The organism is Dietzia sp. SLG310A2-38A2, assembly GCF_014145095.1.
Lineage (GTDB): Bacteria > Actinomycetota > Actinomycetes > Mycobacteriales > Mycobacteriaceae > Dietzia.
In genome coordinates, this window is sequence record NZ_JAALDX010000327.1 from 1 (window position 1) to 2,739 (window position 2,739).

4 protein-coding genes are annotated in these 2,739 nt (G+C 70.8%); 2 read left to right on the top strand and 2 right to left on the bottom strand.

All coding sequences use genetic code 11. The features are described from left to right. Both G6027_RS11850 and argJ read right to left on the bottom strand, forming a co-directional pair. Positions 1 to 304: nuclear transport factor 2 family protein (locus G6027_RS11850; protein ID WP_182637358.1), on the bottom strand; the 304-nt coding region annotated here is incomplete at its 3' end. A 14-nt stretch (positions 305 to 318) separates the two neighbouring features. Beyond that, positions 319 to 1,536 (bottom strand): bifunctional glutamate N-acetyltransferase/amino-acid acetyltransferase ArgJ, encoded by a 1,218-nt coding sequence (argJ, locus tag G6027_RS11855; protein ID WP_346995712.1) that lies wholly within the window; start codon positions 1,534 to 1,536, stop codon positions 319 to 321. Positions 1,537 to 1,833: 297 nt separating this feature from the next. Here argJ and G6027_RS11860 point away from each other — a divergent pair, with 297 nt between their 5' ends. Further along, positions 1,834 to 1,974, top strand: a complete 141-nt coding sequence (locus G6027_RS11860; RefSeq protein ID WP_182637356.1) for a hypothetical protein — start codon at positions 1,834 to 1,836, stop codon at positions 1,972 to 1,974. Between the two features lie 200 nt (positions 1,975 to 2,174). After that, a complete protein-coding gene (locus G6027_RS11865; protein WP_182637357.1) occupies positions 2,175 to 2,639 on the top strand; it encodes an SRPBCC family protein in 465 nt (154 codons plus the stop codon). The last annotated feature ends 100 nt before the right edge of the window (positions 2,640 to 2,739 follow it).

Below are 2,739 nucleotides of genomic sequence, written 5' to 3' on the forward strand. Positions count from 1 at the left end.
CCGGGTCCGGACCCGTCAGCTCCAGGAGCGGGGTGTGCGCGTGGTGCACGCTCGTCACCGGGACGCGGCCGTCGAGGGTCGCGCGGATCGCGGCGGTGAGCGCCTCTCGACCGCGTACCTCGGGTGCCCCGCCGCCGGCCGCCCAGGACTCGCTGACCACGTCCTCGGTGTGGCACGGCCCGTAGGCGTCCCACTGTTTGGTGTCCATGACGTACAGCCGGCGGGCGAAGACCGCGCGGATCGCCTCGAGGTCCTCCGCTTGGCACTCGTCGTGAGGCGGGCTCGCGTCGTGACGTGGGCTCACGTCGTGACGTGGGCTCACGTCGTGTAGTCGGCGTTGATCGAGATGTACTCGCGCGAGAGGTCGCAACCGTAGACCGTGCAGGCGCCGTCGGCGGAGCCTGACTCGACACCCAGGTCGACCGAGATCGTGACCTCCTCGGCCCGCATGATCTCGGTGAGCCGTTCGAGCTCGGCCTCGCCGGGGAAGGCGGGGTAGGTCTCGAGGTCGCCGAAGACGATGCGCACCCGCTCCGGGTCGATGTCCGTGTCGTCCTGGCATTTGCCGATCGCCATGGCGACGCGACCCCAGTTGGGGTCCGCCCCGTGGACGGCGGTCTTGACGAGCGGGGAGTTGAGGATCGTCTTGGCCACGCGCTTGGCCTGGTCGCGGTCGCGGGCCCCGGTGACCTCGACGGTGAGCAACTTGGTCGCCCCCTCTCCGTCGCGGGCCAGTTGGTGGGTCAGGTCCAGGCACACGGCCCCGAGGGCCCGTCGCAGCTCGACCTCGTCCACCTGCCCGGCCGCACCGCTGGCCAGGGCGATCGCGGTGTCGGAGGTCGAGGTGTCGGTGTCCACGGACAGGCAGTTGAAGGTGTCGTCCACCGCACCCCTGAACGCCGTGTCCAGCACACCGGGCTCCACGGCGGCGTCGGTGAAGATCACGGCGATCATCGTGGCCATGTCCGGTTCGACCATCCCGACCCCCTTGGCGATCCCCACGACCTGAGCGGTGCCGCCCGTCGTCGTCGTCACCTCCACCTGAGACGTCTTGGGGTGGGTATCCGTCGTCATCATCGCGCTGGCCAGTGCGACCGCGTCGGCGTCGAAGTCGGCACCGGCCAACCCGTCGAGATGAGAGCGCAGGATGGGCATGGGGTAGCGCCGGCCGATCACGCCGGTGGAGGCGATGAGCAACTCTTCCGGCGCGACGCCCACGGCGCCGGCCGCCCGCTCCAGGACCTCGCGCGCGTCGGCCATACCCTGCTCGCCGGTGGCGACGTTGGCGTTCTTGGCCACCACCACCACACCTCGCGCCCGGCCACCGGCCGCATTCTCCCGGCTGAGCACGACCGAGGGCCCGGCGAAGAGCGAACGGGTGAACACGGCCGAGGAGGTCACCGAGGGACCGTCGGCGACGACGACGAAGACGTCGTCACCGTGCTCGCGCAGACCCGCGGCCCCCGCGTGGGCGCGGAAGCCCGCGGGCAGGGGGATCGGTCCGGAGGAGCGGGTCGCGGGGCGAGTGACGTTCACGCCTCCGAGTCTAGGCCCGTCGCAAGGGCCCCGGCCGGTCGGTCAGGAGCTCCCGTTGCGACCCCCGGGCCAAAGTGTGAGATAGCTCGCACCTGAGCACTCCCAGTCGCGGCCTTCCAGTTGCTATGAATGGGGGCTTACCACCTCCGGGGTCGCATAACCCCTCGTCAGGTGGGGTTCTACGTCACGACTGGGTAACGTCGGCGTCAGTCGTTCGGATGTACCCAACGAGCGTCCGAACGACGCAGACCTCGGCGGTGGAGAGTCCACCGCCGGTACGACGAAAGGATCTACACCATGATCTCTGACTTCATCAACGGCATCGCCACCGGTTCCGCCAACGTCAACACCGGCTCCGAGGCCGCCGACTTCGGCACCGACCTCATCGCCCAGGTCCTCGGCTTCTTCGGTGGATTCGTCGAGAACTTCGGCTCCTGAGCCGACGCGCCTGACGGCGCATCGCCCGGGCCAGGCTCAGCCTGGAACGGGCACCACGTGTGACCGGCCCCGCCTCGGCGGGGCCGGTTTCCGCATTTTCAGCGCACCGGTGAGAGCTCCGGCGCACCTGGCGCGGTCCGGCCCGCCCGGTGCCATTTCCGGCGCACCGGCAGCCCGGGGGGTGCCGGTAACCTGGCCCCATGCACCTCGACCTCTCCCGTCACGTCGCCGCCGACCCCGACGCGGTCTGGGCGGTGCTCACCGACATCCCCTCCGCACACCGCACCCTGAGCGGGGTGCTGGCGGTCGAGATCCTCACCCCCGGCCCCTACCAACCGGGGCTGCGCTGGCGCGAGACGCGCAGGATGTTCGGAATGAAGGCCACGGAGGAGATGATGGTGGTCGCGGCCGAGCCTCCGCACTCCACCGCGATCGTCGCCGAGAACGGCGGCACCGAGTACAAGACCGTGTTCACCGTGACCCCGGACGCCGACGGCACCGGCTCGACCCTGCGGATGCGGTTCGGTGCCCGCACCGCACACGCCCCGGCGATCTCCCGAGTCGCGATGGCCGTGATGGGCGGCCTCGCCGAGAGGTCGACCCGTAAGGCCATGGAGAAGGACCTGGCGGACATCGCGGCGGAGGCCGAACGCCGCGCCGGCTGAGCCCGCCCCCTCCCCGCGACTCCGCTACCGTCCTGCGCGGTCCCAGAGTTCGGCGACGACCTCCGCAGCCGGCCGATCGGCGTAGGTGTCGGCCGCGCGC

Excerpts from the sequence above, each read along its gene's own strand:
- G6027_RS11860 (WP_182637356.1), top strand. The coding sequence starts at position 1,834 with ATGATCTCTGACTTCATCAACGGCATCGCCACCGGTTCCGCCAACGTC.
- G6027_RS11865 (WP_182637357.1), top strand. The coding sequence starts at position 2,175 with ATGCACCTCGACCTCTCCCGTCACGTCGCCGCCGACCCCGACGCGGTC.